The following is a 23,945-nucleotide window of genomic DNA, read 5'->3' on the forward strand; positions in this document are numbered from 1 at the left end:
AATGCTGTCAGTAACGGTGACGTTTTCGGCTGTGCTTGGCCCGTTGTTGACTGTGGAAATTGTGTAACTGACTGTCCTACCCACTGTTTCGGTAGTAGTCCCGGTTTTGGTGGTAACAACGTCGGCAAGAGCACCAACAATTGTAGTTGAGACTTGAGAAATGGGTTGGGAACTATTGTTGTTAGCTAGATTTGGATCGTAAGTGCTGGAGGTGCTATAGGCACTGTTAGTTAAGGTTGCGGGAACTGTGGCGGGAACTGTGGCGGTGATGGTGCGGATTTCGCTAGCACCGTTAGCCAGAGTCGGAATCGCCGGCCAGATGACAGTCCTCGTTGTGGGATTGAAAGTGCCGCCGTCGGAGGCGCTGACGAAAGTTAAGCCGGCAGGCAGGGGATCTTGAATCAGGACGCTTTCGGCGGTGTTGGGCCCGTTATTTGTGGAGGTAATCGTATAGGTAATAGGGCTGTTGGGTGTGGCATAGATCGGGCCTTTTTTAACAATGGAAACGTCCGCTTGGAGTGTAGGCGGATTTATACTTTGGATGATGACATTGTTAACTTCGTGAATGTTTGTACTGTCGCCTGTCGAAGCAGCAAAGCCAAATTTAAAAGTAGGTGGCACTGCTCCGTTTACGCTTACCAAATCTGGTAGGTCGATCAGTGTTTCGCCCGCATCAAATGTGCCGTTTCTGTTCAAGTCTAAGGCAACTGTAAGACGGTTAGGTGTTGCTGAATTTGTCGGAAATAAGGTAACTTGAACGGTTCTTTTAGCCTCACTGCGAATGGTTGTATTTGTGTTATCTGTTCTATTATCTATCCCACCGGGAACGACAGCGCCACTTACAAATTTATACGAGGTGGTTTCGCTGCCTCTAACTGCTACTGAATCCTCTTTGTAGTTGACGGGGGGGTTGACCTCGCCACCTACTTTTCCCCCTGCAGTAGTGGAAAAAAACCCAAACTCATCTAATCCGACACCTAAATAACCTCCTACAATACCGGGTGAATTTGAATTAGTATTCTGAGCATAGCCGAGAGAGCCGCCATAGCCTCCTGCTTTTGTTGGCGTAGCTGTTCCGTTAATGAGGAAAAAACTTGTGCCATCCGCACCAACTTGTGGGCCGAAGAACTGGTTACTCGCATCTGCTCTCTGACTAGAGTCCGCACTTATGTTATAAGAAAAGAAATCAAAGGTAATTCTCAGACCCTCAGTCGCAGATATCGGGTTGTTGTAGATGACAAAAGCTGCTTGCTTCTTCACGTTTGATGTTAATCTCAAAGTACCTTGTCCCTCTGGATCGCCACCTAAAGCGGGAATAACGCCGCTGGGATTGGCGGTACCTGCGGTTAAGCCTGGTGGGTCAGTTGTAAGGGTGTTGCCAACTCCATATATCCAAGGCCCGATTACTGTTGAATTTTTAAATTCTTCAGCCGCTAAGGTAGCCAGGACTGATGTGTAGTTTTCTAGGACTTCTTTTTCAAAGGCTAGTTCGGCGTTGATTTGTCCTGTGGTAATTTCTAATTCCCAGTCGCCGCCTAGTGCTGCACTACCAGTTAAGTTGTTGGAAGCGGCAATATTTGCTCCGGTGAATTCGCTAATTTTTTGTATGAATTTAATGCCGGATTTGCCTGCGGCTATGTTGCAGCCGTAAAGTAGAATGCTGGCGGATTTGCTGAGGGATTTTCTCCACTGCTGCAATTGGTTGCTGTAGGTTTCTAGGTTGTCAAGATTCAATTCTGCAGGGCCGATCGCGATTGCTGCTTCTCGGCCGTGAGATACTACGTGCAGGCTGTTGATATTGTGGCGCTGACGCAAAATTTCGGTGATTTGGTTGATCGCCCCCCCGGTTTCACTGAGTATAAATACTTCCGTTCCTGCTTTGACCCCACCGATCAATTGCTCGTAATTTTCTACTCTGGAGTCAACTACCACTAGAGATTTTTTGGCTTCAGACTCTGCTTGAGAGCTCGCGCCTGCAAAAAAAAAGCTGTTTTTAGTGACCATATTTTTAGATTTCAGTATTTTTACCGCTGACAAATGCGACGTTTTAGAGATCATTTTCATTATTCGTTGATTTACTTATCCGTTCTAACCTACCCCTTTAAAAAAAATCGATCAACAACAAAATATAAATTTTTAATAAGTTTTCTTAAACTTCAAAATTAATACTTACGTGTTTTTTTGTTGAATTGAAATTTTTAGACAAAATTGGAGGGGGAATGGTGGGGCGCATCTGCTGCTGCCTAATGATTGCTCAGCACAAAGCTTTGATATGCAAAGGTTTTCATGATTTTAGTGCTACAGTTAAGTCTTGTTTTTTTTGAGCGTAGACTGTGCCAGAAAATTGAAATTGCGATCGCCCGCAATACAAAATCCGGCTTGAATACCCCTTTTATTTTTTAGCTTTTCTGGACTATAACGCCACTTTATGCAAGATGGGTTTCAAACGCTAAGTTTTATAAAGAGGGGTTCTTAAGCCGGATTTTGTATTACTTACGCATGGCTAAAAAAAGGCAGTAATTTAGGTAACGTGGCGGTATTCAGTACGGTGGTAAGTGTTACTTATGACTTAGGCTGTACCGTAAATCCACTGAAAAATCTGTTTTTGAGAATTGGAAAGTTTTTAATTAGAGATTCGATTGACTTCTGTTGCCCGCTTGACATTGCCGCTAAACTAACTGAAAAAAGCGATCTCAAAAAAATGTCAAAATGACCGCTAAAGCATACAAAAATTAATTTTAATAAAAGTCATTAATTGGGGGGTTGACACTTTTTATATATCTATGTTATAAAAGCTGGTTTGTGCTGCGAACAGCGGTGAAACATCGCAGGATTGGAGGGAAAAATTAGACGAGTAGAGTAATTGCATAAATCTTTGATAAATGCGTCAACCGCAGATTTAAGGCAGATACAACGCTGATACATTCACCCCCAATCCCGCGCTGGTTAAACCTTAATATCGAGCTCGCGCACCAAAAAAGCCCATTCATCTGCTAATTCTTCAATGACTTTAGCAGTAGGTTTGCCGCCGCCGTGACCCGCTTTGGTTTCGATCCGAATTAACACCGGCTTTTCTCCCCCTTGGGTTTCTTGCAAAGCCGAAGCAAACTTGAAACTGTGGGCGGGAACTACTCTGTCGTCGCGATCGGCAGTTGTAATCATTGTCGCCGGATAAGCTGTGCCCGATTTGAGATTGTGTAGGGGAGAATAGCTGCGGATTGTGGGAAATTCTTCGGGATTTTCCGGGGAACCATACTCAGAAATCCAAGCCCAACCAATGGTAAACTTGTGGAAGCGCAACATATCCATAACGCCAACTGCCGGCAATGCTGCACCGAACAATTCCGGCCGCTGAGTCATGCAAGCCCCCACTAATAATCCGCCGTTGCTGCCACCTGCGATCGCCAATTTAGCCGGTTTGGTGTACTTGTTTTCAATCAACCATTCAGCAGCGCTGATAAAGTCATCAAACACGTTTTGCTTCTTCAACTTTGTACCTGCTTGGTGCCAGGATTCGCCGTACTCGCCGCCTCCCCGCAAACAGGCTGTGACGTAAACTCCGCCCATCTCCAACCACACAACCCTGCTAACCGAGAAACTAGGAGTCAGCGAGATGCCAAAACCGCCGTAACCGTATAGGTATGTCGGGTTATTCCCATCTAATTGCAAGCCTTTTTTGTGGGTAATAAACATGGGTACGTGAGTACCGTCTTTACTCGGATAAAATACTTGTTTTGTCTCGTAACCTTCGGGGTCAAAATCGACATTTGGTTTTCGATAAATAGTGCTTTCATCTGTCACCATGTTGTAGCGGTAAATCGTGTTGGGCGCTGTAAAACTGGTGTAAGCATAAAAGGTTTCCGTGTCGTGCCGCTTGCCGCCAAATCCTCCCGCCGAACCGATTCCTGGTAAGGCGATTTCTCGCACGAAACAGCCTTCTAAGTTGAAGATTTTAATCTGGGTGTAGGCATCTTTTAGGTAGGAAGCGATAAATTGATTGTTGAGGATGCCAATGCCTCCGAGGGTTTCGGCTGCTTCGGGAATGATTTCTGCGAACCCCCCCTGAATCCCCCCCTTAGCAAGGGGGGGCGACGGGGGGGTGCGATCGCCCGCGAGGGATGATGGTGGTGGGTTGCTAATGTCGATCGCAATTACGCGGCCTAGCGGTGCATTCAAATCTGTTTGAAACCAGAAAAGAGAGCCGTCATTATCGATGAAACTGTACTCTGCCTCAAATTCGCTAATTAGTTCAACAACGCTTGATTCCGGTGCTGTTAAATCTTTGTAAAAAATCAAGTTCTTGGTTTCAGTTCCCAGCCAAACCGAGATAATTAAGTAGCGGCCGTCTTCGGTGACACCTGCGCCAAATCCCCACTCTTTTTGATCCGGTCGTTCGTAGATCAATATGTCTTCAGATTGGGAAGTGCCAAGCTTGTGATAAAACAGTTTTTGGTAATAGTTAACGTCTTCGTGTTTAGTTTTTTCGTTTGGTTCGTCGTAGCGGCTGTAAAAAAAGCCTTTACCGTCATGAGTCCAGGATGCTCCTGAGAATTTAATCCACTTTAAATGGTCTGATAAGTCTTCGCCTGTTTCCACATCGCGAACTTTCCATTCTTGCCAATCGGAGCCGGAAGTTGACAAACCGTAGGCCATTAGTTTGCCGTCTTCGCTGATAGCTATGCCGCCGAGAGCAATAGTTCCGTCTTCTGAGAGAGTGTTGGGGTCAATTAATACTTTAGGTTCGCCGTCTAGGGATGGTAAAGTATAAAGTACGGATTGATTTTGTAGACCGTCATTTTTGTAGTAGAAATAGCGATCGCCTTCTTGGAAAGGTATGCCGTATTTCTCGTAATCCCAAAGTTGAGTCAGTCGCTGTTTGATTTTTTCCCGCGCCGGGATTTGGCTGAGGTAGCCGAAGGTGACTGCGTTTTGGGCTTCTACCCAGGCTTGGGTTTCCTCTGATTCGGGATTTTCCAGCCATCTGTAGGGGTCTGATACTTTGACGCCGTGATAGTCGTCAGATACGTCGGTTTTGTGGGTTGTGGGGTAGATCAAAGGGCGATCGAATTGAGTCATATTTTTTCACTCTCAGTAACTTTGTTTAGTTTAACCTTTTTTGCAAATTTGCGATTGCGAACCTGCATAAAGCAATCGCACTTCCTTCTCTCCCATCTTCCTTTGTGTCCTTTGCGTCTTCGCGGTTCGTTTCTCTAACTTTTCAACTCAGCGATTGCCCGTTTTAAACTAATCCAATTCCCTCCTTCCTTCCAAAGCACGAGCCAAAGTTACCTCATCTGCATATTCCAAATCTCCCCCCATCGGCAAGCCAAAAGCGATGCGCGTCACCCTGGTAAAAGGTTTTAATAAGTGACCGATATAAAGAGTAGTAGTTTCGCCTTCCACGCTGGGACTAATTGCAATAATAACTTCACTAATCTTTTGCTGGCTGACGCGGCGTACTAAGGGTTGAATGTTCAATTGTTCCGGCCCAATTCCGTCCATCGGCGAGATAACGCCGCCGACAACGTGATATTTACCGATGTATTCTCTGGTTTTTTCTAGGGCGATTACGTCGCGGGATTCTGACACTACACAAATGGTAGAACTGTCGCGGTTTGTGTTGCGACAAATTTCGCAAACAGGTTCAGCGGACAAGTGAAAACATACTTTACAGAAACCGACTTGTTTTTTTGCATCAATTAAAGATTGAGCTAGGGCTTGCACGTCTTCTTCGGGTCGTTTTAAAATATGCAAAGCGAGTCGCTGTGCTGTTTTTGGCCCGACTCCTGGTAAGCGCTGCAATTGTTCGATTAAACGGGCTAAGGGTCGAGTATACATACATTAAGTAAGAAGGAAGATGGAAGTTCGGCAACGAGCAATGTACGGGATGTAACGGATGTAACGGATGTAAGTCTGTCGGAAGATGGAAGAAGGAAGATGGAAGAAGGAAGATGGAAGAAGTTGTTTGTTCGTGGTACGGACTTCTGTCCGTTCTTGGTTACTTCTTGTTTGAAGGAAGGAAGAAGGAAGATGGAAGATGGAAGATGGAAGAAGTTGTTTTTTCGTAGTACGGACTTCTGTCCGTTCTTGGGGGAGCATCTCAGTTTTGCAAAAAGCATTTTTTTATTATAGTGCGAGCGTCCCCGAAGAGCGAGTAAAATACGCGAGCTGCGACGATCGCACTATAATGCAAAACTGAGATGGTCTAGTTCTTGGTTATTTCTAAATTTGAAAGGACTAAAGTCCTGACTACGAAATTGGATAGGACTAAAGTCCTTACTACACTACGAAATTTGTTTTGAAGTTAAATTAGCCACCGCTGATTTTAGCTTTGTAGCCCATTTTTTTGAGAATTTCGGCAAGTTTTTGCTTGTGTTCGCCTTGAATTTCGATTTCGTTGTCTTTGACTGTGCCGCCGGTGCCGCATTGGGCTTTTAGCTGCTTGGCTAAGTCTGCTAATGTTTCGGGTTTTCCCTGAAATCCGCTGATGACTGTAACTGTTTTGCCGCCTCGTCCTTTTCGGGATGCTTCTACTTTGAGGTTTTGTTGATTTGGGGCAACTTCTGGGGTTCCGCGTTGGAGGGCGGCTGAGTTGTCGGTGTTGCCAAATTCGGAGTAAACTATTCGTTTGCCGTCGGTTGTTTTGTTGTCTGAATCTTTGCGTTTGGATGCTGCCATGTGTTAATATGCCTGAGCTTCTTTTACTGGTATTTCTAGTTTTAACGGGTTCGGTAAAGTTGCGATCGCTCGGAATGCGCTCTATCTTCTATTTATTGTATTAGTCTGTTCAGGGTTGAAGGAATTATAATGAAATTTGTTCGATCGGCTCAAGTCTCCAAGGGATTTGGTACGATCGACTGGCGCGCGATCGAGTGCGCCGACTTCTAGCTTACCCGCGAATCGAACAATCTCAAATTTAAAATCTAAAATCCAATGACTGTCACCCCCCTGCGTCTCACTTCCGAAACCGCGGCCCAACGCCCCGACTCCCTGGGCAGATTTGGCCAATTCGGCGGCAAATACGTCCCAGAAACCCTAATGCCCGCTTTGTTTGAGTTAGAAGCGGCTTTTCAAAAATACCGCAGCGAACCGGAATTTCAAGAGCAACTTCAAGGATTGCTCAAAGATTATGTCGGCCGCCCCAGCCCTTTGTATTTTGCCGAACGCCTCACAGAGCATTATGCTAAAGCAGACGGTACTGGCCCGCAAATTTATCTCAAACGGGAAGATTTAAACCACACTGGTGCTCACAAAATTAATAACGCTTTAGCTCAAGCATTGTTAGCAAAACGCATGGGGAAACAGCGGGTAATTGCTGAAACTGGTGCAGGTCAACACGGTGTTGCTACTGCTACAGTTTGTGCTCGTTTCGGTTTGGAATGCGTTGTCTACATGGGCGTTCAGGACATGGAAAGACAGGCTTTAAATGTGTTTAGAATGCGGCTGATGGGGGCCGAAGTGCGACCGGTGGCGGCGGGTACGGGAACGCTGAAAGATGCGACTTCCGAAGCGATTCGCGATTGGGTGACAAATGTGGAGACAACTCATTACATTTTGGGTTCCGTGGCGGGGCCGCATCCTTACCCGATGATGGTGCGCGATTTCCATGCGGTAATCGGTCAAGAAACGCGCGCTCAGTGTCAGGAAAAGTGGGCTGGTTTGCCGGATATTTTATTAGCTTGCGTCGGTGGCGGTTCTAATGCAATGGGTCTTTTCCACGAGTTTGTCGGGGAAGAAACTGTTAGATTGATCGGTGTTGAAGCGGCGGGCGAGGGTGTGGATACGGACAAACACGCTGCTACTTTGACTAAGGGAACTGTGGGTGTTCTGCACGGCGCAATGAGTTATTTGCTGCAAGATAATGAAGGTCAAGTGATTGAGCCGCATTCGATTAGTGCTGGTTTGGATTATCCGGGCGTGGGGCCGGAACACAGTTATTTGAAGGATGCTGGCCGGGCTGAATATTACAGTGTCACTGATGCAGATGCGCTGGCGGCTTTTCAGCGTCTTTCGCAGTTGGAGGGGATTATTCCGGCTTTGGAAACTGCTCACGCGATCGCCTATTTGGAGACTCTGTGCCCGCAGTTAACGGGGAGTCCGCGCATTGTACTTAACTGTTCGGGGCGGGGCGACAAAGATGTGAACACTGTTGCTAAAGTTATGAATATGGTTTAGCGGAATTTTGGGCGATCGCTCTGTAGGAATCGGTAACAATTAACTTTATTTGTCATTCAAATTCATGTCCAAAGCTTTGGTTTTGATTTCTTTAGGATTGTTGACAATCTTGCCTAATTGTGCTAATTCACTTTCTGCGCGATCGCTCCCACAAGATTCTATGAATACTAATGTTGCTTTGACGAGTTCGCTGCCTGACTTAGAAAAAGCTGTTAACCAACAGATAAATCTATACCGAGCATCGAAAAAGTTACCGCCGCTGAGTGTCGATGCGCGAATTACTCAGCAAGCAAGAATTCACAGCCAAAATATGGCGAGTGGGAAAGTTAAGTTTAGCCATGACGGATTTGAGGGGCGGGTGAAAGCAATTTCTATTCCCTATCAAAGTGTGGCTGAAAATGTTGCTTACAACATGGGCTACAACGATCCGGTACGCAATGCTGTTGAAGGTTGGATCAAAAGTGAGGGCCACCGCAAAAATATGGAGGGTCAGTTTAATTTGACGGGTATTGGGATTGCCAAAAATGCCAAAGGCGAGTATTATTTTACTCAGATTTTTGTCCGCAGTAGATAAGGTGAGGGAAGAAGGAAGAAGTCATTAGTCATTAGTCATTAGTCATTAGTTATTAGTCATTAGTCATTAGTTATTAGTTATTAGTTGTTGCTAACAAATAACAACAGTCAACAGTCAACAGTCAACAGTCAACAGTCAACAGTCAACAGTCAACAGTCAACAATTACTAATAATGGAATTTCCCGATTTTCAAGTGTGCGATGGTGATATTTCCGATGCTCTGTTATCTTATTATTTGACGGCGGAGGCGATCGCCGTTGATACCGAAACAATGGGTTTGCTACCGTGGCGCGATCGCTTGTGTTTGGTGCAGTTGTGCGATCCGCAAGGTAAAGTGGCGGCGGTGCGGATTGCTAAAGGTCAGACGGCGGCACCAAATTTAAAAAAGTTAATGGAAGTCCCGAATATTGAGAAAGTGTTTCACTTTGCCCGCTTCGATATGGCAACAATGCGCTACAATTTAAGTATTGAGATTGCACCTATTTTCTGCACAAAAATAGCGAGCAAACTAGCGAGAACTTACACCAACAGACACGGACTTAAAGACTTAATTAAAGAATTAGAAAAAGTAGAACTCAACAAAACTTCTCAAAGTTCGGACTGGGGAAATTCGGAGAATCTTTCAGACGAGCAACTGCACTACGCTGCGAACGATGTCCGCTATTTGTTAAACGCTAAACAAAAGTTGACTGCTATGTTGCAGCGAGAAGAACGCTGGGAAATTGCACAGCAATGTTTTCAAGTTTTGTCGGTTTTTGTAACTTTGGATTTGTTGCAGTACAAGGATGTTTTTGAGCACGGGCAATCTTAGGCGCGATCGCACAATTGCAGTCACCTAGGTTTGTAGTGAGGACTTTAGTCCATCCTCATCCAAATTGAAAGGGTGCGTGTTTTGCATTTGTAGCTGCAGAAAACTCGCGTGCTTTACACAGCAGGCGAGCGGGGACGCTCGCACTGCAAAAAATACATTCTTTTTGCGAAAATGAGATGATCCAAATCAGAAGAAGAACTAAAGTCCTAACTACCAACCTAATTATTATTTATTTGACCGGGCTAGATTCGAGTTAAAGAAAGTTCAAAACTTACCAGTATTTCTAATTAGGGCTGATCGGGATTGTGTTCGTGCATCAAAGCTTCAAGTTGGTCGTCAACATTTCTAACCACCTGTTCCAAAGCGGGTAGCCCGTCTAAAGGCAAAGGAGAAAGCCGAGTGCGATCGCGAATTTGATTCACTTTCCGCTGCAATTCTTTGGCCAATTGCAGCGCGTCCCGACTCAAACTAGACAATTGCTGCTGTTGATAAAACCTCAAAGCTGCTCCCCGCAAAACTTGTAACGTCGCTTCTTCCTTGCCGCCCACTGTCATTACGCGCAAGCGCAACAGCAAATGAGTGTTTTTATATATACGCTCCACTTCCACTTGTTTGGGCTGTTCGACTGGGGAAACAGGCATATCCGTCAGCCGCTTCAACTCATCGATGACTTCTTCAAACAGCACGGGTTCGATACCTTCGAGAACCGATTTCAACACGCCGTCTTGACTCCAAAGAATGCGGCCTTGCGACTGGGGGCGCTCAAAAAACAGGCGACCGATACCGTCTAGCAGCACTCTACCGAGCAATTCTTCCAGCAGTTGGGGCGCGGGTAAATTTGCCAAAACTTCGACAGGGCTTGACAAATACGAGGCTTCGACATCCAAAACCGGCACATCAGCAGGTGTCGGGTAAACTTCGGCGCTTGCTGGTTTGATTGCTGCGGTGGTCGCTTTCAACCGGCTAGCGGGAATGGAGGGTTGGGAAAAAGAGGTCGGGGTTTTTGCTTCCGATGCGGAATTTGCTGGTGCGGGATTTTTTGGTGCTGGGGCTGCTGCGGTTGGTGTGGGGCTGGGTTCTTTGACTTGGTTCCCGTGGAGCAAGTAAGCTGAGAGCATCGAGCGTTGAGTTTCCGAGGAAATTTGCTCGGTTGTGACTGAGCAATTCATGTAAGCTAAAATCCGCTGCACGTAGTCCAAGGCGGAGTCATCTTGCCCATCGACTACGCCCAATTTCAATATATTGCCTTCTAGGGATATAGGCAAAACTTGATAGTAAAGGCAAGCTTCAAAGGGGACAACTGTGTCGATTAGTTGAAATATTCGATCGGAGTCCATGTCCATTGTAGCCGCCAAGTCTGTTGAAGATGTATGTACCATTAGCTGCTCTGTAGTCGGAAGCGCGATCGATCAATCGATCGCACCACAACAACCTGATTTTATATAATTAAACGCTGCAACTTCCCTGACGGAGACATTCGTCTGAAAACCGGAAGCTTTTATTAAAAAAAAATCTTCAGTCCCAGAATTTTCCCCCTGCTGTGTTGCCGTTTCAATATCTACCGAAAGATAGACAATTTGATGATGACTTGCGTGCTGATGGCGAACACTGGATCGATCGAGCGGCTGACAACGACAGAACTATCTCATTAATCCGCAAGTATTGCACCTGCACCACAATGAATGACTTGCGGGCAACAGCTAAATTGAGGATTTGTTAAAAAATCCTGACAAGTCGATCGCGCTGCTCATATTTTACCCCACAGAGTTCGCGGCGAGGCTAACTATCGAGATATCATGACGCCCTGGCTGCGATATCCCGATCGATCTTACCGAAATTGCGATCGCGCCAATGGCGATGTGCGAATTTTCCAGGGGAAAAATCGCAGGACTCTGTAGCTATTGGGGCATTGATTAGTAGCACGCCTTCTGCAAAATCCTACTGTTAATTAAGAATTAGCAATTGCCCGCAACTAATGACTCATCTAGTCGTTGCGGAGGGTTTGAGCGGCTAAATAGAGTTTACTCCACTCGCCGATAACTTGATTAGTTTTCAGCTTTAATTCAGATGCGATCGTCTCTACACTTTTTCCTGCCTTCAGCGATTCGACCAACTGCAGTTGCACCGGCGTGAGATTTTGTAAATATTGCTGCCACTGAGCGGGAGTCAAACCCAAATTGTGTTCTTTGAGCGAAGTTTCCAGCCAATTAGCGACTAATTCCGGTGCTTGTTTGACCGCAAAAACCCGAATCGCGTGATAACTGACTTTTTCTCGCAAGCGGTAAATTTGTTTGATGGGAACGTTCAAAGCCTCAGCAATTGCCTCTTGGGAACGGCCTTGCAGGTAAAGCCGCAGCCACTGACAAGCCAGCGGATCGACTTGATCCCTCAAGTAATTCTCAAATTCTTGCTGGACAATCTGCCGCCCCGCTTGTCGCTCTTCCCAAACTTGATTTTCTTGGTAATCGGACATCGCCTGTGTGTCTAGCAGGCTGAGCGGTTCATCTGTATCGTCGGGTAGAATTTGTTCCGACACCAGCCGCACCCAATCTCCCGCCGGGACTTGCGTCAACCCGCCCCGCTGGGAACGCCGCAGGTAGTTGACGAAGCGGTAAACTAGCAGCGGCTGGTTGCGGATCGGCCGCAAGCAGTATTCTTCTGTACTCGCTAGCAGCAAAGCATTTCGCAGGCGTTTGTCTGTTGTGCATTCGGCAATCCAGGCGACTTGCTGCTGCAGGTAGCGATCGGAATTAAGCATTTCCTGAATCACTTCTTGCAATACCTCCACCGCACTCCGCTGTCTGTCGCGACTCAGGGAAACCCACGCTTGGATTTTTTGCCTGAGCACTACCAAACCGCCCAGCCGCCCGATCAAGTTGCGGTAAGCTTTTTCTGGCGCGACTCCCAGATAGCGCTGCTGTAAAATTCGATATAAAAAGTCGATCGCCCCACAGGCGACGGTGAGTTGAGTCGGATTCAGAGAGTCAAATCTTTCTGGCTTGTCTCCCAACAGCCAGCGGACAACACTCTCGCGAGTGCTAGAACTCTCGTCTGGGCAATCTTTTTCTAGTCGCGACTTCCAATCTTGTGCTAGTCTTTCCGCCAAGGTCATGGGCTGCTGAGATTATCTTTCACCCCCGATTTTAAGTGGTATGCTGGTTTTTTGAGTCTTTTTTGGATTTAATAGGACTTGCGCCTCGGTAAAATAGTTCTGTCAATGCGTTATCGAGATCAATTCCAGCGTTTTTTAGATTGTGGAACCGGCAAATTAATTGCCTATTGACAAAAACACCCAATTCTGTTAATTAGTGGTTTTCAATCAACTGAGGTAAGTAGTAAGACACAATTAATTACACAAAACTCTGGGCTACAAGCCTTGTCTAGTAAAGAATCAGCAAAAAATCAGTGTGTAATTAATTCTGTCCAATTACTTACTAGCCAGCCGATCGCGCATTACCAATTACTAATTACCAATTACCGATGACCGATTTACCCATTACCCATTACCAATCCGTACCTCACTAACTTCAGAATTTCTATATGCCTAACTTTTTATTAGAACTCGGTACCGAAGAACTGCCCGCATCTTTTGTCGCCAGCAGCGTCCTGCAGTGGGAACGGCTCATACCTGCAACTCTGGCAGAACAATCATTGACAAATGAATCAATTAATGTATACGCCACTCCGAGGCGCTTGGCCGTTCTGATCGAAGGATTGCCAATCAAGCAATCAGACAGAGAAGAAGAGGTAAAAGGGCCGCCCGCAAGTTCCGCTTTTAAAGACGGAAAACCGACGAAAGCAGCCGAAGGTTTTGCCAAAAAACAAGGCGTAGAAATCGATGCTTTGTCGGTTCGGGCTACGGACAAAGGCGATTTTGTGTTTGTGCTCAAACAAATTCCGGGGCGGCTGAGTGCGGATATTTTGACAGAACTTGTGCCGCAGTGGATTAATAAGTTAGAAGGCAAAAGATTCATGCGGTGGGCTGACGGAGATTTGAAGTTTCCGCGCCCGATTCGATCGATCGTAGCGCTGTTAGATGATACTGTACTGCCGATCGCCTTGGTCAGCGGTTCGGATACGGTCAAGAGCGATCGAATTTCCCAAGGACATCGCGTCTTGCATACCCCCCCTACACCCCCCCTTGGCAAGGGGGAGACATCGCTTCCTACACCCCCCCTTGGCAAGGGGGGGACGGGGGGGGTCTCGATTCCGCAAGCCGAAGATTATGTCGAGTGTCTGCGGGCTGCTTGCGTGGAGGTCGATCGAAAAGGGCGCAAAAATCAAATTAAAGCACAAGTAGAAGCCGCAGCCACAAAACAAGGCGGTTACGCCGACATTACCGAAGATTTGTTAGAAGAAGTCACCGACTTAGTAGAATGGCCGAACCCAGTAGTAGGGAAATTTGACGAAGAATTTTTGATATTGCCGCCGGAAGTAATCACCACAATTATTGTTACAAACCAGCGCTATTTCCCAATCCTCAAAAGCCCCGACTTTCCCGAACTTCTGCCCTACTTCATTACAATTTCCAACGGAGATCCGGCCGCATCGGCGATTATTGCTGCGGGTAACGAGCGAGTCGTGCGGGCGAGGTTGGCCGACGGTGAGTTTTTCTACAAAACAGACTTGGCCAAGCCTCTAGAGGATTATTTGCCAAAGTTGGAGAAAGTCACTTTTCAGGAAGATTTAGGGACAGTGCGCGCCAAGGTCGATCGCCTGTGCAAAATTGCCAGCCTCATCACCAACCAACTGCAAATAACTGCCGAAGAAAAAGCTTACATAGAAAGAGCAGCCTTACTTTGCAAAGCCGACCTCGTTACCCAAATGGTTTACGAACTGCCCGAAATGCAAGGAATCATGGGGCAGAAATACGCCTTAGCCTGCGGCGAAGCAAAAGCCGTAGCCACAGCGATTTTCGAGCATTATTTGCCTAGAGGCGCGGGGGACAAATTACCGCAAACTCTCACAGGTCAAATTGTCGCAATAGCCGACAAATTAGATACATTAGTCAGCATCTTCGGTTTGGGAATGTTACCGACAGGTTCCTCCGATCCCTTTGCTTTGCGCCGCGCAGCCAATGCGATCGCTAACATTATTTGGGCGGCTCAGTTACCAATAAACTTGCACCAGTTAATCGCAGAAGTTGTTGCCGAATTTACAGTAATTCGCCCGGAAACAAGCCCAGAATTACTTTCACAATTATACGAATTTTTCCTGCAAAGAATTCGGACTTTGCTGCAAGAAGAAAAGAATGTAGATTACGATTTGGTGAATGCCGTTTTGGGAGAAAACGACCCTGAATATACCGAACGGGCATTGAAAGATTTGTTGGACACGCTGGAAAGAGCGCTGTTTCTGCAACAAATCCGCAATGACAAGACTTTGGATCGGATTTACGAAACAGTCAACCGTTCAACTCGTTTAGCGGCTCAAGGAGATTTGGATAAAGTTGAATTGGAACCGAAAAATGCGGTAAAACCAGAGTTGTTTCAAAAGTCGTCCGAACAAGCTTTTTATGATGCCGTGGTGCAGTTGGTGCCGCAAACGCTGCTATCGAAACAAACTCGGAATTACCAACAATTAGTAGAGAGTTTGACTGAAATTGCTCCGGCTGTGAGCAACTTTTTTGACGGGCCAGAAAGCGTTTTGGTGATGGATTCCGACCCGGAAATTAAGCGCAATCGCTTGAATTTGCTGGGTTTGCTGCGGAATCACGCGCGGGTGTTGGCTGACTTTGGGGCGATCGTCAATCGATTTTAGATTTAAGATATTAGATTGCCGCCAAAAGTTGTGAGGTAAAATCAAATCAATTAGTATCGGAATTACTCATTTCTATCATCTCTCTCCTCTGCGCCAAGAGCGCCCTCTGCGGTTAAATCATCCAAAAAAAACCGTAACCGACATCAAAGGAAACAACCAGGGAAATTCGCTCCATCACACACACACAACTTATGCCGATCGCTCACATTATTGGACTAGGAAAATCTGGGAATGCCGCCGCCCGACTGCTAAAACGCGAAGGATGGGAAGTAACGCTGAGCGATCGCTCATCTTCCCCAAACTTGCTCGAACAGCAACAGGAACTCGCCAGCGAAGGAATTGCAGTTGAGTTAGGTAAAACTTTTGAACCAGTCGAATCGATAGAATTAATAGTAGTAAGTCCGGGCGTTCCCTGGGACAGTCCAGGATTAGTACGCGCCAGAGAGTTAGGCATTGAAACAATCGGAGAAATGGCGCTGGCGTGGCGCTATCTCAAAGCTCCTTGGGTGGGAATTAGTGGCACTAACGGCAAAACTACGACTACTGCTTTAATTGCTGCTATTTTTGCAGAAGCAGGGCTTCACGCTCCGGCTTGCGGCAATATTGGCTATGCTGCGTGCGAATTAGCTTTAGCTGAAAAACCGCCGGATTGGGTAATCGCAGAAATCAGCAGCTATCAGATAGAATCCTCGCCGTCTGTAGCGCCGCGAATCGGAGTTTTAACGACTTTGACACCCGATCACCTCAGCCGCCACAAAACTTTAGAAAATTACTACAACATTAAAGCGCACTTGTTGAAAAAGTCGGAATTGCAAGTAATTAACGGCGACGATCCTTGTTTGCGGCAGCAAGGAGTTGACATTTGGCCTGATGCGTGTTGGACGAGTGTTAAAGGTGAAAAAGAATTGTTGGGAAAACGCGCTTTTGGAGCGTACATCGCAGACGGTTGGGTAATTGCTCAAAGCGAGAAAATTTTGCCTGCTTCGTCTTTGCGGATGGTGGGAGAGCACAATTTGCAAAATTTGTTGATGGCGGTGGCGACGGCTAATTTGGCGGGGATAGATAAAAGTGCGATCGCCCGGGCGATCGCTAAATTCCCCGGAGTTTCGCACCGTCTCGAACACATCCGCACTTGGGAAGGCATAGATTTCATCAACGACAGCAAAGCTACCAATTACGATGCGGCGCAAGTCGGGTTGGCTTCTGTCAGCGCGCCGGCGATTTTGATTGCGGGCGGCGATCCCAAAGAAGGTGACGATCGCGCATGGATCGATACAATTAAGGCGAAAGCTGTGGGAGTGCTGTTAATTGGGGATGCGGCAGGTATTTTTAGCGATCGGCTAGAACAAGCAAATTATAATGCTTGGGAAATCGTCGAAACAATGGAAAAAGCAGTGCCCAGAGCCGCAGAATTAGGCAAACAGAACAACGCTAAAGTCGTGCTGCTTTCGCCAGCTTGCGCCAGTTTCGATCAATACCAAAACTTCGAGCAGCGGGGGGATCATTTCCGTCAATTGTGTCTCGAATCCCTAGTTTAGATATGTCATTGTTCGCTGTGTACAAATTAAAATTATTATACACAGCGAACACTAACAAAATTAAATCTGCGTTCATCTGCGTCTATCAGCTTACATCTGCGGTTAAAAATTAAAACCTCTGATTTAGACCAATCTACTTTAAGTAACAGTATTCCAAATATCCTTAATTTTAGCCCGATCTTTCCATTCTAGCTCACCAAAAACTTGCATCATTTCCTGATGAGTATAATCAATAATTATTGCTGTCAATTGAGCCACCGTTTCCGCTTCCAGCATTGCTAGTTTCAATTTTGTCATTGCTTCTTTATCCATTAACACGAAACTTTTAATTTTTACCTCATTTAGATTTTAATTTCCCTACAAATCTCTTTCAGTTGTCCCTTAAAACTGGCAATTTGAGCAGCACTTATTGTATCAGAAGGTGACGAAGATATTTTAACTTCTTGCCTACAAATCTGAGAGCGCAATTTTTCATCAATCTCCAAAATCTTGCTTTCGGAAGCGAGATTATTTTTCAACAAAATAGCAATTTCTATTTCCAGTTGGCGATTTCCTTGCTCAAAAAAATCTTGAGAATTAGAACGAAACAAACCGCTATTGACTTGCTGAAGTTGGCTTTGTGTCAGCGATTGAGCCGAGGCAGCAGCCGGAAATGCCAAAGATGCCGCCACCCAAAAACTAGGAATTATTTGTTTGAGAATTCTGTTCATAACTGTCGGGAGGACTTTTTACCTCAATTTGTTTATCGTCTTCTGACTCGGTTGCTAATTCATCTTCTAGTGCGATTTTTTCTTGCCACTCGGTAAGCTGTTGAAAAAGTTGCTGACTAATTTGAAATACGGGTTTGTTGGTTTCCGACATATTAACTCTTGAAGGTGATTGAAAGAATTAGATTTACGGGGTAAGGTGCTTTTGGTGCACCCTACTAATATTAGTTATGACTGTGAAACTTTGAGCAGCGACATGATGATGCCAATTAAGGAACCGCCCAGTAAAGTTAAAGTAGCTAAGGTACTAATGCCAAATCCGGCGGCTCGTTTTTCCGCTGCTTGATAGTAACCCCAAGCAAACAAAATGCGTCCAATTATCCAAACTGCACCGATACCGGCGGCCCAAATAGGGCTGATAAATTGCGAGAATATCCACAGCGAGGGCAAAAATAAAATCAGTTGCTCTAAGGTGTTTTGATGAACTCGCACTACTCGCTCAAAGTCTGGGTTTCCTGTCATCTGCGGAGGAGAAACTTTGTACTTGAATCTGGCTCTGCCGACGTTGAGGGTAAGAATGAAGTAGAGAATTAATGCTGAGATAGTAATTAGACTGGGCCAGAGTGTGGCGTTTGCTTCTGCGAGCATGATTGGGTATGGTGCTGGGGTAGATATCTTGATTATAAATCAATTATTGTCGATCGCGCCATTCATCGCCATCGAGTAATTCAAGGCAGCGAATTTGATGCAACTGCTGGCTATTCGTGCCGTCGCAACTAATTTCGGATTCGGGGACATCCTTCACAACTTGCTGGCTGCGCTTAAGTCTTTATTGCGAATTCAAGGAGATTATTTTGCTCAACAATGTTTCGTTCGATTCTCCGTAAAGGTGTGCCTTATATTCCCAAAGTTTATCGATTAACTAGGCATAGATTCGTTAGTGTAAAGAAGTTAGTTTATACAATTTTGCCAATAAGTGAGTGCTACCTGTGAACACGATGTTTTGGATGGTTAAAACTGCTAAGAACAAGTTTTTATTAAATTACTCTAAATGAAGTCCTATTTGTATAGCAACAGTAAGCAAAGGTTAATAAAGCTTGAATTGTTAATAGGTGAGTAGAGATATTATCCCATCCCTACTCGCTTGTGGGTCTACAATTCAATGACTGCGACTTTCTTTTTACTCTTTTGGTCGCGAAGAACTACGGTATTGTAAGGGGAGGTATCTGTTCCTAGGGGGACGGCACTTTTAACGGTACCCATAGTTCCTGTGAGTTCGCCTAGTTCTATGGATTTATTTAAATTTCCATCTATCGCTAGGTATGCACTCAATTTTACTTTAGAATTTGTGACTTCTAAATCCTTAAAGAGTACGGCCTCTCCTCCTTCAGGATCGATCCCTAAAATGGCCGTGCCGTGTGCGACAACTGAACTTTCTTCTTCATCTACGTTACCCATCTTGATGTCAGCGGGGTCTTGACCGTCCATAGCCAAATATCCTCAAATGTTTGTTGATTTTAAATACTTTTTAGCTTATCTTAATGACGGAGCAATGACAAAGCTCTTAAGACTGATATTCCACATCTCTATCACTACACCGTTAGTAATAGAAATTTTACCCATCTGAGATGGATCGGAGGATTTTCAGCCGCAGATATGGCTAACTCATGTCCCAAATTTTGTAATTTATGAGCTAATTTTTGAATAGTTTAAATTTATGATTTATAAAAATGTATTTTTAAACTCATTATTCCGATGCAACCGGAAACGATAGGAGCGATTTGATCGGGAGCATCTGGTGTTTTGCATTTAATAGTGCGAGCGTCCCCGCTCACACTATAAGAAAAAAATGCTTTTTACAAAAATGAGATGCTCCCATTGGCTGGGAGCATCTCATTTTTGATTTAATGCGTGCTTTCCGGACTCGCTATCTATCCAACACTCGCGAGAGGGAGAAAACACTGTAAAGAAATTGTTTTTTTGCATTCATTGAGATGCTCTCCCCATATTCTGGCACTTTTGGCTGGAGTCTCTAATATTTTAGTGCAGCTTTATGGAGAATTTGTATAAACACTTTATAGAGGATTGGAATTGGTAAAGTATTTAGTACAAACCTGCTGGACACGGGTACAAGTCAATGCAGCAATTCTTCTAGTTTTTGCTGGTTCCACAGATACTGATAAAGCCCTGGTTGTCCTACCAATTCTGCGTGAGTGCCGCTTTGGACTATTTCTCCTTTTTCCATGACGAAAATGCGATCGGCTGTAGCAGCAGCGGACATCTGATGGGAGATGAAAATCACTGTTTTGCGATCGGTTCCTGTTGCCAAGTTATGCAGAATATCGGTAGCTGTTTGATTGTCTACGCTGGAAAGAGCGTCGTCCAAAATTAGCACGGGAGCGTCAACTAACAAAGCCCTGGCTAATGCTGTCCGCTGCCGCTGTCCGCCGGATAAGGTAATGCCGCGTTCGCCGACAACTGTTTTATATTGCTGCGGAAAGTTGAGGATTTCGGGGTGAATTTGCGCTTGTTTGGCTGCTGATTCAACTTCTGGCTGTTCTGCTAAGGGATTGCCGTAGCGGATGTTATTCTTGATGGTAGTGCCGAACAAAAAGCTTTCTTGGGGCACGTAGGCGATCGCCCCGCGCAATTGGTTCAACTTCACTTCAGTAATATCGTGCCCGTCCAAAAATAACTCACCCGGATCGATATCTAGCAAGCGCGGCAGTGCATTAGCTAAGGTTGATTTTCCAGAGCCGATCGCCCCAACAACTGCGACTGTTTCCCCCGGTTTTATGGTAAAATTGACATTCTTGAGCGCGGGTGTATGAGCACCGGGATAAGTATAATTTAAGTTGCTGGCGGCAATTTCGCCGATTACTGGAGTTGGCATTTCAACTGCACCTGCAGCATCCTTAATTTGCGCTTCCACAGTCAGAATTGATTCGATGCGATCGACACTGACTTCTCCGCGCTGGTAAGCAGTAATTGTGAAACCCAACAGCGCTGTCGGAAACACCAAACGCTCGACATAAATCAGCAATGCTACAAAGTCGCCAATGCTAATTTCGCCCTTAGCAATTGCCCCGCCACCAGCAGAAAGCAGCACCAACAAACTGATGCTGGCCAAACCGCCCAGCAGCGGAAAAATAAAGTTTCTGGTTTTAGCTAATTCTAAGTTTGCTGATAGCAACTGTGCGTTAGAATTGCGAAAGGCGCGGCGTTCGTTTTCTTCTTGAGCGTAGATTTTAATTACGGAAATGCCGCTCATATCTTCTTGAATCAAATCGCTCATTGCCGATAGTTCTTCTTGTACGGCTAATTGCTGGATGCGAAGTTTGTCGCTAAATAGCTGTACCAAAACCAGCATTAAAGGATAAACTGCGATCGCCAACAGCGTCAGCCGTACATCAATCCCCAGCATCACCGGCAAAGTCAAAGCATAGGCAAATGCCGTATTCGCCAAACTCAGCACCGCAAACCCCACCAAGCGGCGAATGTTGTCTAAATCGGAAGTGGCCCGGTTAATTAAATCCCCTACTGTATTGGCAGCAAAATAAGACGGTTCTAATGTTAATAAATGATTAAATATTTGCTGTTTGAGGTCAAATTCAACTTGACGGCCCACGCCAAACAGCAAAATCCGCGACACCATCCGAATTCCCCACATAATTGAGGCGAGGAGCAGAATTAGGAGCACGTAGTTGAAAACTTGGTCAAATTTAGTGGCAACTTGGAGAGTGTCAATGGCATTCCGAATCAGCAGGGGAATGTAAACGCCTACAGCATTGACAATTAATAGCGAAAAAATGCCCCAGAATGTGGGTTTCCAGTGGGGGCGCATATAAGAGCCGAGTTTTTGCAGTCGAGAATAACGAGCCATTATGTTAAGTCAGTTGTCAGTTGTTAGTTGTCAGTTGTCAGTTGTCAGTTGTCAGTTGTCAGTTGTCAGTTGTCCGTTGTCCGTTGTCAGTTGTCCGTTGTCCGTTGTTAGTTGTCCGTTGTTAGTTGTCCGTTGTCAGTTGTCAGTTGTTAGTTGTCAGTTGTTAGTTGTCAGTTGTCAGTTGGTAGGGGCGGTGCCCCGTGCCCGCCCTCTTAGTTGTCAGTTGGTAGGGGCGGTGGATGGTGCGTGCGGGCCCTCTTAGTTGTCAGTTGTCCGTTATCAGTTGTCCGTTGTCCGTTGTCATTCGTGATTAGGAAGAAGGCATGAAAGGCTTCGCTCGAGGTAAAAAGAAACTAGAAGGAAGCTCTATCCTAAGCTAGACGATCGCCGATGGAAGTTAAGAATTTTTTGAATGAACATTGTGCTTTGGGATGGCTGGCTATCAAAATTGGGATTGGACTTGAGACAAAAGCCGATCGCGCGAAATGACACAAACCACATTATATCCGTGGAGACACCACAGCGCCGTGTCCTGAGCCACCCGCACTCCTCGCCCGCCATCCCCAATCCGCCTCCCCATCCCCTAGAAAGCTGGGGTGCGCTACAATCAAAAATCGATCGGCTTAGCACTCAGACTCAGAGAGTGCTAAATTTGCTATGTAAGCCAAAGGAGACAAACATGACCAAAATAGTTGCATTTAGCGACAAATCTCGGCGGGCACTAGAACGCGGCGTCAATCAACTCGCCGATGCTGTCCGCATCACCTTGGGCCCCAAAGGCCGGAACGTCCTATTAGAAAAAAAATACGGTGCTCCTCAAATCGTTAACGACGGTATCACCGTTGCTAGGGAAATCGAACTCGAAGACCCCCTGGAAAATGCCGGCGCTCGCTTAATTCAAGAAGTCGCCTCCAAAACTAAAGATATCGCAGGCGATGGCACTACAACCGCCACGGTGATCGCTCAATCTCTGATTCGCGAAGGTTTGAAGAACGTCGCAGCAGGCGCAAATCCAGTCGCCCTGCGCCGGGGTATTGACAAAACGATCGCCCATTTGGTCAAAGAAATCGAAAAATTGGCGAAACCAGTCGAAGGCGCGGCCATTGCTCAGGTCGCCACTGTCTCCGCCGGTAACGACGAAGAAGTAGGCGCGATGATCGCGCAAGCAATGGAAAAAGTCACCAAAGACGGCGTAATTACTGTTGAAGAGTCAAAATCTCTGTTAACAGAATTGGAAGTTGTCGAAGGGATGCAGTACGATCGCGGATATCTTTCGCCGTATTTCGTCACCAATAGCGATCGCATGGAAGTTGAGTATGAAAATGCTCGCATCCTGATCACCGACAAAAAAATTAACTCCATTCAAGAATTAATTCCGGTTCTCGAAAAAGTCGCCCGCACCGGTCAACCCCTGCTAATTATCGCCGAAGATATTGAAGGCGAAGCTTTGGCAACTTTGGTCATCAACAAAGCTCGTGGCGTGTTGAACGTCGCAGCTACCAAGTCTCCTGGTTTTGGCGATCGACGCAAGGCTATGCTACAAGATATCGCCGTTCTGACCGGCGGTCAACTGATTTCCGAAGAAGTCGGACTCAGCATTGATACCGCAACACTAGAAATGCTCGGTACCGCCCGCAAAATTACGATCGACAAAGAAAACACGATCATTGTCGCTGGCGATGAACACAAAGCTGACGTGCTAACACGGATCGAGCAAATTCGCAAGCAACTAGCAGCGACGGATTCCGATTACGATCAAGAAAAATTGAGCGAACGCATTGCCAAACTAGCTGGCGGTATCGCTGTAATTAAAGTAGGCGCAGCTACCGAAACCGAGCTCAAAGACCGCAAACTTCGCATTGAAGATGCTCTCAACGCTACTAAAGCTGCTGTGGAAGAAGGCATCGTCGCAGGAGGCGGCACGACGCTGATTCACCTGATTACCAAAATAGATGCAATCAAAAACACTTTAGACGCTGAAGAACAAGTAGGCGCTGACTTGGTTGCGAAGGCTTTGGAAGCTCCTTTGCGTCAAATCGCTGATAATGCGGGCGTTGAAGGTTCGATCGCGATCGAGCGAGTGCGCGCGAGCGAGTTGAACATTGGCTACAATGCTCTCACCGACGTGTACGAAGATATGATTGCCGCCGGGATTATCGATCCGGCTAAGGTTGTGCGATCGGCTTTACAGAATGCCGGTTCCATTGCTGGCATGGTGTTGACCACCGAAGCCGTGATTGTCGAAAAACCCGAGAAGAAAAAAGCCGGCGGCGACATGGGCGACATGGGCGGCATGGGCGGCATGGGCGGCATGGGCGGCATGGGCGGCATGGGTGGCATGGGCGGCATGGGCGGCATGGGCATGATGTAGTCATCAGTCATTAGTCATCAGTCATTAGTCATTAGTCATTAGTCGTGAGTTTGCGGCTAAAAACTACCTGCTGATTGGTGGCTTTTGAGACACAAAAGCCGTCTGTAGCGTCTGTAGGGTGCGCCT

At 46.1% G+C, this 23,945-nt stretch carries 18 protein-coding genes; 6 read left to right on the forward strand and 12 right to left on the reverse strand.

What is annotated here, in order from left to right; translation table 11 throughout:
• The 4 genes from AACV78_RS03645 to AACV78_RS03660 form a co-directional block, all read right to left on the reverse strand.
• Nucleotides 1–2,004, reverse strand: a 2,004-nt coding sequence (locus tag AACV78_RS03645) for a DUF4347 domain-containing protein (RefSeq protein ID WP_194074379.1), incomplete at its 3' end; no start/stop codon positions are given.
• A gap of 942 nt (nucleotides 2,005–2,946) precedes the next feature.
• Nucleotides 2,947–5,076, reverse strand: coding sequence for a prolyl oligopeptidase family serine peptidase (locus tag AACV78_RS03650; RefSeq protein WP_194008722.1), 2,130 nt, complete (start codon nucleotides 5,074–5,076; stop codon nucleotides 2,947–2,949).
• Between the two features lie 168 nt (nucleotides 5,077–5,244).
• Nucleotides 5,245–5,838, reverse strand: a complete 594-nt coding sequence (gene recR / locus AACV78_RS03655) for a recombination mediator RecR (RefSeq protein WP_194008721.1) — start codon at nucleotides 5,836–5,838, stop codon at nucleotides 5,245–5,247.
• A gap of 471 nt (nucleotides 5,839–6,309) precedes the next feature.
• Entirely contained in the window at nucleotides 6,310–6,678 is a 369-nt protein-coding gene (locus AACV78_RS03660; protein ID WP_194008720.1) for a translation initiation factor, read from the reverse strand.
• A gap of 255 nt (nucleotides 6,679–6,933) precedes the next feature.
• On the opposite strand from AACV78_RS03660, the gene trpB reads away from it, so the two are divergent.
• From trpB to AACV78_RS03675, 3 genes are all read left to right on the forward strand, one after another.
• Nucleotides 6,934–8,175 (forward strand): tryptophan synthase subunit beta, encoded by a 1,242-nt coding sequence (gene trpB / locus AACV78_RS03665; protein ID WP_194008719.1) that lies wholly within the window; start codon nucleotides 6,934–6,936, stop codon nucleotides 8,173–8,175.
• Between the two features lie 64 nt (nucleotides 8,176–8,239).
• Nucleotides 8,240–8,749, forward strand: coding sequence for a CAP domain-containing protein (locus tag AACV78_RS03670; protein WP_194008718.1), 510 nt, complete (start codon nucleotides 8,240–8,242; stop codon nucleotides 8,747–8,749).
• A gap of 172 nt (nucleotides 8,750–8,921) precedes the next feature.
• Nucleotides 8,922–9,560, forward strand: a complete 639-nt coding sequence (locus tag AACV78_RS03675; RefSeq protein WP_194008717.1) for a ribonuclease D — start codon at nucleotides 8,922–8,924, stop codon at nucleotides 9,558–9,560.
• Between the two features lie 287 nt (nucleotides 9,561–9,847).
• Here the strand turns inward: AACV78_RS03675 and AACV78_RS03680 are convergent, their stop codons facing one another.
• Nucleotides 9,848–10,939 carry a GspE/PulE/PilB domain-containing protein gene (locus tag AACV78_RS03680; protein ID WP_194008716.1) on the reverse strand — a complete coding sequence of 364 codons (1,092 nt, stop codon included), beginning with the start codon at nucleotides 10,937–10,939 and terminating at the stop codon, nucleotides 9,848–9,850.
• A 605-nt stretch (nucleotides 10,940–11,544) separates the two neighbouring features.
• The gene (locus tag AACV78_RS03685) at nucleotides 11,545–12,672 is read right to left on the reverse strand and encodes a HetZ-related protein 2 (protein WP_194008715.1); all 1,128 of its coding nucleotides are present in this window, start codon (nucleotides 12,670–12,672) and stop codon (nucleotides 11,545–11,547) included.
• Between the two features lie 428 nt (nucleotides 12,673–13,100).
• Here AACV78_RS03685 and glyS point away from each other — a divergent pair, with 428 nt between their 5' ends.
• On the forward strand, nucleotides 13,101–15,320 hold the full coding sequence (gene glyS / locus AACV78_RS03690) for a glycine--tRNA ligase subunit beta (protein ID WP_194008714.1): 2,220 nt from the start codon (nucleotides 13,101–13,103) through the stop codon (nucleotides 15,318–15,320).
• A gap of 191 nt (nucleotides 15,321–15,511) precedes the next feature.
• Nucleotides 15,512–16,858, forward strand: coding sequence for a UDP-N-acetylmuramoyl-L-alanine--D-glutamate ligase (murD, locus tag AACV78_RS03695; protein ID WP_194008713.1), 1,347 nt, complete (start codon nucleotides 15,512–15,514; stop codon nucleotides 16,856–16,858).
• Between the two features lie 138 nt (nucleotides 16,859–16,996).
• On the opposite strand, the gene AACV78_RS03700 is transcribed toward murD, so the two are convergent.
• From AACV78_RS03700 to AACV78_RS03725, 6 genes are all read right to left on the reverse strand, one after another.
• Nucleotides 16,997–17,155, reverse strand: a complete 159-nt coding sequence (locus AACV78_RS03700) for a hypothetical protein (RefSeq protein ID WP_194008712.1) — start codon at nucleotides 17,153–17,155, stop codon at nucleotides 16,997–16,999.
• A gap of 44 nt (nucleotides 17,156–17,199) precedes the next feature.
• Nucleotides 17,200–17,568, reverse strand: a complete 369-nt coding sequence (locus AACV78_RS03705; RefSeq protein ID WP_194008711.1) for a hypothetical protein — start codon at nucleotides 17,566–17,568, stop codon at nucleotides 17,200–17,202.
• Nucleotides 17,537–17,719, reverse strand: a complete 183-nt coding sequence (locus AACV78_RS03710; protein ID WP_194008710.1) for a hypothetical protein — start codon at nucleotides 17,717–17,719, stop codon at nucleotides 17,537–17,539. Before AACV78_RS03710 ends, AACV78_RS03705 begins: the two co-directional genes overlap by 32 nt.
• A gap of 74 nt (nucleotides 17,720–17,793) precedes the next feature.
• The gene (locus AACV78_RS03715; RefSeq protein ID WP_194008709.1) at nucleotides 17,794–18,213 is read right to left on the reverse strand and encodes an MAPEG family protein; all 420 of its coding nucleotides are present in this window, start codon (nucleotides 18,211–18,213) and stop codon (nucleotides 17,794–17,796) included.
• 504 nt (nucleotides 18,214–18,717) lie between these two features.
• The gene (locus AACV78_RS03720; protein ID WP_194008708.1) at nucleotides 18,718–19,053 is read right to left on the reverse strand and encodes a hypothetical protein; all 336 of its coding nucleotides are present in this window, start codon (nucleotides 19,051–19,053) and stop codon (nucleotides 18,718–18,720) included.
• A 646-nt stretch (nucleotides 19,054–19,699) separates the two neighbouring features.
• Nucleotides 19,700–21,448 (reverse strand): ABC transporter ATP-binding protein, encoded by a 1,749-nt coding sequence (locus tag AACV78_RS03725; protein WP_194008707.1) that lies wholly within the window; start codon nucleotides 21,446–21,448, stop codon nucleotides 19,700–19,702.
• 679 nt (nucleotides 21,449–22,127) lie between these two features.
• Between AACV78_RS03725 and groL the strand changes: the two genes are divergently transcribed.
• Nucleotides 22,128–23,819, forward strand: coding sequence for a chaperonin GroEL (gene groL / locus AACV78_RS03730; protein WP_194008740.1), 1,692 nt, complete (start codon nucleotides 22,128–22,130; stop codon nucleotides 23,817–23,819).
• The last annotated feature ends 126 nt before the right edge of the window (nucleotides 23,820–23,945 follow it).

The organism is Tychonema sp. LEGE 07196, assembly GCF_963890365.1.
GTDB lineage: Bacteria > Cyanobacteriota > Cyanobacteriia > Cyanobacteriales > Microcoleaceae > Microcoleus.

What these genes read in the sequence shown, in the direction of transcription:
- AACV78_RS03650 (WP_194008722.1), bottom strand. Translation starts at nt 5,076, where the DNA reads ATGACTCAATTCGATCGCCCTTTGATCTACCCCACAACCCACAAAACC.
- AACV78_RS03670 (WP_194008718.1), top strand. Translation starts at nt 8,240, where the DNA reads ATGTCCAAAGCTTTGGTTTTGATTTCTTTAGGATTGTTGACAATCTTG.
- glyS (WP_194008714.1), top strand. Translation starts at nt 13,101, where the DNA reads ATGCCTAACTTTTTATTAGAACTCGGTACCGAAGAACTGCCCGCATCT.
- murD (WP_194008713.1), top strand. Translation starts at nt 15,512, where the DNA reads ATGCCGATCGCTCACATTATTGGACTAGGAAAATCTGGGAATGCCGCC.
- AACV78_RS03705 (WP_194008711.1), bottom strand. Translation starts at nt 17,568, where the DNA reads ATGAACAGAATTCTCAAACAAATAATTCCTAGTTTTTGGGTGGCGGCA.
- AACV78_RS03715 (WP_194008709.1), bottom strand. Translation starts at nt 18,213, where the DNA reads ATGCTCGCAGAAGCAAACGCCACACTCTGGCCCAGTCTAATTACTATC.
- trpB (WP_194008719.1), top strand. Translation starts at nt 6,934, where the DNA reads ATGACTGTCACCCCCCTGCGTCTCACTTCCGAAACCGCGGCCCAACGC.
- AACV78_RS03720 (WP_194008708.1), bottom strand. Translation starts at nt 19,053, where the DNA reads ATGGACGGTCAAGACCCCGCTGACATCAAGATGGGTAACGTAGATGAA.
- groL (WP_194008740.1), top strand. Translation starts at nt 22,128, where the DNA reads ATGACCAAAATAGTTGCATTTAGCGACAAATCTCGGCGGGCACTAGAA.
- AACV78_RS03680 (WP_194008716.1), bottom strand. Translation starts at nt 10,939, where the DNA reads ATGGTACATACATCTTCAACAGACTTGGCGGCTACAATGGACATGGAC.
- AACV78_RS03700 (WP_194008712.1), bottom strand. Translation starts at nt 17,155, where the DNA reads ATGACAAAATTGAAACTAGCAATGCTGGAAGCGGAAACGGTGGCTCAA.
- AACV78_RS03660 (WP_194008720.1), bottom strand. Translation starts at nt 6,678, where the DNA reads ATGGCAGCATCCAAACGCAAAGATTCAGACAACAAAACAACCGACGGC.
- AACV78_RS03725 (WP_194008707.1), bottom strand. Translation starts at nt 21,448, where the DNA reads ATGGCTCGTTATTCTCGACTGCAAAAACTCGGCTCTTATATGCGCCCC.
- recR (WP_194008721.1), bottom strand. Translation starts at nt 5,838, where the DNA reads ATGTATACTCGACCCTTAGCCCGTTTAATCGAACAATTGCAGCGCTTA.
- AACV78_RS03675 (WP_194008717.1), top strand. Translation starts at nt 8,922, where the DNA reads ATGGAATTTCCCGATTTTCAAGTGTGCGATGGTGATATTTCCGATGCT.
- AACV78_RS03685 (WP_194008715.1), bottom strand. Translation starts at nt 12,672, where the DNA reads ATGACCTTGGCGGAAAGACTAGCACAAGATTGGAAGTCGCGACTAGAA.
- AACV78_RS03710 (WP_194008710.1), bottom strand. Translation starts at nt 17,719, where the DNA reads ATGTCGGAAACCAACAAACCCGTATTTCAAATTAGTCAGCAACTTTTT.